The 6,453-nt window shown below is 58.4% G+C and carries 5 protein-coding genes; 4 read left to right on the top strand and 1 reads right to left on the bottom strand.

Features of this window, described 5'->3' with window-relative positions; all coding sequences use genetic code 11:
• Window positions 1–163: 163 nt before the first annotated feature.
• Window positions 164–1,372, bottom strand: coding sequence for an IS110 family RNA-guided transposase (locus BUB44_RS00910; protein ID WP_073162470.1), 1,209 nt, complete (start codon window positions 1,370–1,372; stop codon window positions 164–166).
• A 246-nt stretch (window positions 1,373–1,618) separates the two neighbouring features.
• On the opposite strand from BUB44_RS00910, the gene BUB44_RS00905 reads away from it, so the two are divergent.
• From BUB44_RS00905 to BUB44_RS00890, 4 genes are all read left to right on the top strand, one after another.
• Window positions 1,619–1,894 carry a hypothetical protein gene (locus BUB44_RS00905; RefSeq protein ID WP_073162468.1) on the top strand — a complete coding sequence of 92 codons (276 nt, stop codon included), beginning with the start codon at window positions 1,619–1,621 and terminating at the stop codon, window positions 1,892–1,894.
• Window positions 1,884–2,273 (top strand): type II toxin-antitoxin system VapC family toxin, encoded by a 390-nt coding sequence (locus BUB44_RS00900; protein ID WP_073162466.1) that lies wholly within the window; start codon window positions 1,884–1,886, stop codon window positions 2,271–2,273. The genes BUB44_RS00905 and BUB44_RS00900 overlap by 11 nt, the downstream gene beginning before the upstream one ends.
• Window positions 2,274–2,383: 110 nt before the next feature.
• Entirely contained in the window at window positions 2,384–5,602 is a 3,219-nt protein-coding gene (locus BUB44_RS00895; protein WP_073162464.1) for an ATP-binding protein, read from the top strand.
• 15 nt (window positions 5,603–5,617) lie between these two features.
• A complete protein-coding gene (locus tag BUB44_RS00890) occupies window positions 5,618–6,229 on the top strand; it encodes a DUF7680 family protein (RefSeq protein WP_073162462.1) in 612 nt (203 codons plus the stop codon).
• The last annotated feature ends 224 nt before the right edge of the window (window positions 6,230–6,453 follow it).

The following is a 6,453-nucleotide window of genomic DNA, read 5'->3' as shown; positions in this document are numbered from 1 at the left end:
ACAAGACCTTCTATGTCAATAGGTTTATCAAAAAATTTTAGGTAGTACAAATGTTCGTGGTCTTTAAAAAGGACGGGCTTCGCCCGCTCCGCCCGGCGAGGGCCAGATTAAAATCCAGCCCTCGCCGGCGGCTAAAGAACATTGAAAACAGAATAATTTAACATCATGCTGCCCGACTAAGATGCCTGGCGCGGGCTGTGAGAAATGTGGCTTCGTCGTAGCAAGTACGGTTTTTCCACATGGCAAAGATTATTCGTACCCAAATATTTGCCAATGCACGCAAGGCCTCATGGTGGGTTTTACCCTGGCTTCTCTTGGTGTCGTAATATTCCCGTGCCCAGGAAACCTGCCTGATACTCTGGAAGGCAAATAGGTGCATTGCTCGTCGGAAAGGTTTTACGCAGGATCTGCGCTGCCTGGCAAAGCGATACTTGCCGCTTTGAAAGAGAACCGGTGAGGTACCCGCTAAAGCCTGGACCACGGCTGCATTTTCGTAACGTTCCCGGTCGTCCCCCCACTCCGCCAGCAGTCTTGGCGCAAGCCGCTCAGCCGCCCTTGGCAAGCTAGCGAAGATCCTGCTGTCGGAGTGCTGCTGAAAAAGGCGGTTGATCTCCTCGTCGTAAGCAGCGATTTGGTCCTGGACTAATTCCAGCTGTCTCACCAGGGCGAGCATCAAGCGGCATTTTGCCCGCACGGTGGGAGCGCTGGCCTGAAGCTGCGGCTCATGCGCCTTCTGCCAGATGGAGATTGCCGTTTGGTTGGGCCGTGGATGCTTATGCTTTTTCAGAAAAGCGGCCATCTCCGGAACGGTAGCTTCCCTGACCAGATCCGGGGTGGGGTAAAGCTTGAAAAACTCCAGGGCTACCGGCAGGGTTGGCTTCGAGAAGAACTCCAGGGCTACCGGGTAATACTCCTTCAGGCAAGCAATGAGCTTATTGGTGAGCCGGGTGGATTCCTGGATGAGGCTGTCCTGGTCCCGGGTGAGCATCTTTAGTTCCGCGATCAGTTCCGTATCTGGCTTAAGCCTCTTCAACTGCGCCAGGTCGGAGCGGCCGATGTTGGCCAGCAGCCGGGCATCGATGGGGTCGCTCTTTGCCCCGGAAGGTTTTCGCCGGTAATCCACAACCTTCGGGTTAAGCGGGTAAACCGGAAAGCCGGCTTCCAGCAGAAACTGCACTAGAAGACCGTTTTTGGTTTCGAGCAGGCAGGCGAAGTTTTCCGGTTCGGGATCGATGCTTAAGAGCCTTTCCTTTAATAACTCCATGCCTTTCCTGTTGTGAGGGATGGTGAAATATTTAAGCTCTTGCCCCTTTTCATTGAACACAGCTACATCGTGATGCAGGTCAGACCAATCAATCCCTACGAAGTACATGTTGAAAACCTCCGGTATAGAGATTGGCTGCAGACTGGCAGTGGGCCTTATCTAACGTGGTGCTCGAAGCACAACCCTTCTATAAACCGCAGTCTGCAAATTTGATCCGGGAAAGGTAGCTCTTGTGTAAGCAGTCGAACTGTCAGGAGGTGAAATCCTTTTCCCGGAAACTTTGAACTATATTTTGCCAACTTAGTTGAGCATTCCTGCTCTTAAGTTGAGTTTAACAGATAAGGGGGTGATGGCTTGGAAAAAACCAGACTAACCCCAATCCGGTTTCCAGTTGACCTGCTGCTTGAGCTGGACAGGTTTGTCGGTCAGGGGCAGAGGAGCAAGTTTATTATTGAAGCCACGCAGAAGGAATTGCTCCGGTTAAAACAAAAGAAGGCTTTACAGTCGGCTGCCGGAGTTTTCAAGAAAGAGGATTACCCCGGTTTTGCCGGGCCTGAAGATGTTTCCTCCTGGGTTCGCCGGTTGAGGGAGGAAGCGGAAGCCCGGAGGAGGGAGATTTTTGGACACTAATGGTTTTTTACTGGATACCACGATTTTAATCGACTTTTTCCGCGGCAGAAAAGAGGCAGTCGATACGCTCAACAGGCTGGTAGAAGCAGGCCCCCTGGCGTGTTGTCCGATCACGGTGGCCGAGGTTTTTTCGGGAGCAAGGCCCGAGGAGCTGCCTGAAATAGAAGAATTTTTCAAAGCCCTGCTTTTTTACCCTGTTGGATACAAAACGGCCCGCCGGGCCGGTTTGTACCGGAGGGAATACGGGAAAAAAGGCATCAGCTTAAGCATTGCGGATACCATTATTGCCGCGGTGGCGGTGGAAAATTCCCTGACTCTGGTTACAAAGAACGTGAGGCACTTTCCCATGCCGGAACTGGTTGTAATTGAGCATGATTAACTTTATATGGCGCTCTCCGCCCGGCAACCGGTCAACCCCGCAAAGACCGGGCGGGGGATAAGGCGGAATCTGCAGCGGAAACCGGGAGCTAAGAACTGGAGGTCCGAAAGGTGAAATCAGTGCTGGATGCGTGCAGGCCGCGGCCCGAGCTTCTGGCCGGCACGTTCAACCCCGAGATTTTTACGGCATCGCTCAGCCCGGTCATCGAATTTTACCGCGGCGGCCGGGGTGTTATCGACAACATTTATACCGACGCGGAGCTCTTTTTCCGGGAGGCTACATACCCGACCCAGGGCCTGCGGTTGACCCTGGCGGAGGTTTTCAGCCGGATAGCGGGGGATATGACCGTTCCGGCCATCCACCGGCTGGAGACGGCTTTCGGCGGGGGCAAGACCCACACGCTGATCGCCTGTACGCACATCGCTTATAAAGGTAAGGAGCTGGGAGATCTCATCCGGGACATTCTCGACCCCGGGCTCCTCCCCGAACCCGGCGAGGTCGCCGTCGTCGGGGTGGCGGGGGATGAAATTCCGGTGCACAGGCCAAAGGGCAGGGCTCTGGTACCATACACCCTGTGGGGCGAGATCGCCTACCAGATCGGTGGGGAAAACCTTTACCGCCAGGTCGAGGATGAAGCAAACTCCCATGCTGCACCCGGCAAAGCCTATTTTGACAGGGTATTTGCCGGCCGCAAGGTCCTCATCCTGCTGGACGAGCTGGCCCAGTACGCGGCGCGGCTGGAAGCAGCCCGGCCCGACGGTGCCAGCCAGCTGGCCGCCTTTTTAATGGCTCTTCACGGCTACGCCCGCAACCATGCGGGGATGGCGGTGGTGCTCACGCTGGCCAGCACAACCGACGCTTTTGCCAGGCAGACGGAGCGCCTGGCCAGGCTCATCAGCCAGGTGCGGGGTGAAGAAGTCGGTGAAGACGATGCCCTGGGAATTGGGGAGAGAGCCGTAAGGGGTGTAGCCAGCGTGGTTGCCCGTGACGCGGTCCAGGTCACGCCGGTGCAGGCGGCGGAGATTTCGTCGGTCCTCACCAGGCGGCTGTTTGTTTTCATCGATCGGGAAGCCGCCCGGGAAACTGCTGAGGAGTACATGGCCATGTACCGGCGGAACGCGAACCTGCTGCCGGACGAGGCTTCCAGCGATGACTTCAAGGGGCGGATGATCGCCAACTACCCGTTTCACCCGACCCTCGTCGATTACCTCAATAAAAAGCTGGCCAGTGCGGAGAACTTTCAGGGAACGCGCGGCGTCCTCCGGGTTCTCTCCCTGGCCGTGCGCAGCCTGTGGCAGAAACGGCAGGCCGTTCCCATGATCCACGCGTGTCACCTTGACCTGCGTGAAGAAAGGGTGGTCAATGAAATCCTGGGCCGCACGGGCAGCTCGGACCTGCTCTTCGTCCTGAACGCCGATATCGGCAGTGTGGATACGGGCACGCTGGAGGGAGGCCATAGCAACGCGGAACTGGCCGACCGGCGCAACCCCCATCCGGAAGGCCACCCCCTTTACGAATATACCTGGAAGACCGTTTTCCTGCACAGCCTGGTCGGCCGGGAGGAGGGCCTGAGTTCCAGAATCTTCGGCCTCACCGAGTCCGAAGCCTGCTTTTGCGTTTCCTTTCCCGGTCTTACGCCGCCGCAGGTGCGCGTGGCCCTGGAGGAGATTGGCAATAGCGCTTTTTACCTCCGCTACGAGCAGGGAAAATATTTCGCCAGCGAAGAACCCACCATCAACAGCGTTCTGGCCAGAATACGCAGGACGTTGAAAGCTGATCAAGTGGAAGAACTGCTGGAGGCGGCGGCGCGGAAGGTGGTTACCGGGGGGGCGGGTTTGTTCCATGTAGAACATGATGTTTCGCTGCCGGAGCAACTGCCCGACGGTAAGGACCGGCCCGTGCTCGGGGTGGTTTCGTTGACTGCCGGGGTTGTTGACGCGGAAGCCATGCTGACCACGAAGGGCGAAAACAGGCCCCGGGAGCGGCAGAACCTTATCTATCTTCTTGTTCCGGAAACCGTGGTGCTAAAAGGGGTGAACGATCGGGACGGCCTCTTTGAAAATACCCGCGCCCGGGACGTCATGCAGCGTATTGAGGGAACTGCCCGCCAGGTTCTGGCCATGCGCCTGCTGGTGGAAAAACCGCAGAGCTACGGGGTTAACCCCCGCCGCCTGGAGGATGAAGATTTCAAGGAACGCTACGCTGAACGGGAGAACGCTCTGCTTACCGATGTTGCGAGAGCCTACACGAACTTCTGCTACCCGGGGGCGGCGGGATTTGTGCGCCGGGAGATAAAAACGGGCGGGGGCGAAGGCGGGGCACCCTTTATCGAGCTTATCCGCGACGTGCTGCTCAAAGATGGCAAGCTCCTTACCGGCACCAGCACGACCCGGGCCGATCTTCTGAACTTGAGCCAGCTTTTCTTCGGGCAGGGCGATGCCGTAACCTTGAAGGAGCTGCGGGAAAACTTTTACCGCCTGCGCAGCTGGCCGGTGCTGGAGAGCCCCGCTGTTTTCGACCAGATTGTGCGGGCCGGGGTCCAGAAGGGCGTCTGGTGCGTTTTCCGCCTGGACGCCGACGAAAGTGCGAGGCCGGCCGAGTTTTATGACCAGGAAAGCGGCATTCCGCTGGGAGTTGACCTGAGCGCCGGGGGCTACGGCCTTATCACCCCGCAGGGGGCAAACCGGCGCGGGTGGGCCGGGGGCCAGGGCCCCGATCCCGCTGAAGTGCGCGACGGCGTGATTTATGCAGTTGCCCGGAACGGTGTGTCCACTTTAAGGGAAGTTGCTGAAAGTGTGGCCGGCAAATGTGGAGACGTTCCTGAACGGGAACTGCAGGAGGCCGTGATATCGCTGGTTAAAAGCGGCCGGCTTTTTGCCTTCCACGGCACACCGGATCAAGAAGAAAAGCCCGACCTCATTTACGGTTCCGCGGCAGCCCTGTACACCCCCATGCCCGGTGACGTGCTGATCACTCCCGAAGAAGCGGTTCAGCGGGGTTGGATGACGGACGGCCGCCGCAGGTTTGTCCTGGAAGGAAAGGAAGGCGCACAAAAGCTCCTGCCGCTGCTCCGGCGCCTGGGCAGCCTCTACAACAAGGGTGCCGGTTCCACCATTGAAACCATGGACCTGATAGACCTGGAGCTTCCCGAAGGCGGCTTGCTCCGGCTGCAATTAACCAGCGTTACCCCGGGATCCATGAAAGCTCTCGGCGAGCTCTTTGAGGTGCTGGCCGGTGTGGTGCAGCAGGGGGAACGAACCGAGGCTTTTCTTGAAATCACCGAACCGGACGACGGCTGCTTATTCATCCAGGAGTTGCAGAAACGATGAGGTGAGGCGGAACAAATGGCAAAGCGGAAATCAACCACCGGCCGGGACCTGCCACCTGGCCTGCAGCACCGCATCAGGCCCCTGCTGAAGAGCGCTCCCTGGGTCCTGAGGGTAACCGAATATAAAGACAAACCGGCGCCCGTGCTGGTAATCAAAGAGCGCGGCGCGGTTGCGGACGGCCCGGGGCAGAACGGCGGTGTTCCGGGGGGGATATTGCTCAGGGACCGGGGCCTGCTTTACGGCCAGCCCCTGCGCCGCTGCCTGCCCGTGATCCGGAACATTGTCAGCCGCGTGTGCGATCACGCCGGGGTTCCGCTGGAGCTCCAGCGGGTTTTCGACAACGGGCGCATCACCTTCCGGGGCAACCTGCCCCTGGACGAGGAGGCGGGCGCCAAGCTGTCGCTCATCTTCAAGCTCCGGGAAGGCGTCAAAGACATGGACCGGATCGAGCTCATGGCCTGGCGCGTGCAGCGCTTCAGCCGCGAGGAAGCGGTCTACTGGCTGACCCGGGCGACCCAGTACGGCGAGGCGGCCAGCCGCTGGGCCAGGTCGGGCATGCGGATCATGCTCGGCGGCCAGCCCGGGGACAGGGAGATCCTCCACCTGCTGGAAAAGCTGCGCGAATAGTTATCTTTTCTAAAGTTACATTTCGCTGCCGCTGGTTTCGCGCCGCAGTCCGGTTACCCTCCCCAGCACTCACGGCAATGATGCCCTTAACAAGCCTGTTACGACAAGATGATTTGTTTGGAACTTTTAAGGTTATAAATTTTCAGTGAGTGCTGGGCGGGTGCTGTTACCAGCGTGGGCTGCGTCGTTCGCTTTGGCCAGCGCGGCACCTGAGGAGTGTAGCG

The organism is Desulfofundulus australicus DSM 11792 (assembly GCF_900129285.1).
Classification (GTDB): domain Bacteria; phylum Bacillota; class Desulfotomaculia; order Desulfotomaculales; family Desulfovirgulaceae; genus Desulfofundulus; species Desulfofundulus australicus.
This window is presented reverse-complemented; position numbering and strand designations above follow the sequence as displayed.

Coding starts and splice junctions, on each gene's coding strand:
- BUB44_RS00910 (WP_073162470.1), bottom strand. CDS start 1,372: ATGTACTTCGTAGGGATTGATTGGTCTGACCTGCATCACGATGTAGCT.
- BUB44_RS00890 (WP_073162462.1), top strand. CDS start 5,618: ATGGCAAAGCGGAAATCAACCACCGGCCGGGACCTGCCACCTGGCCTG.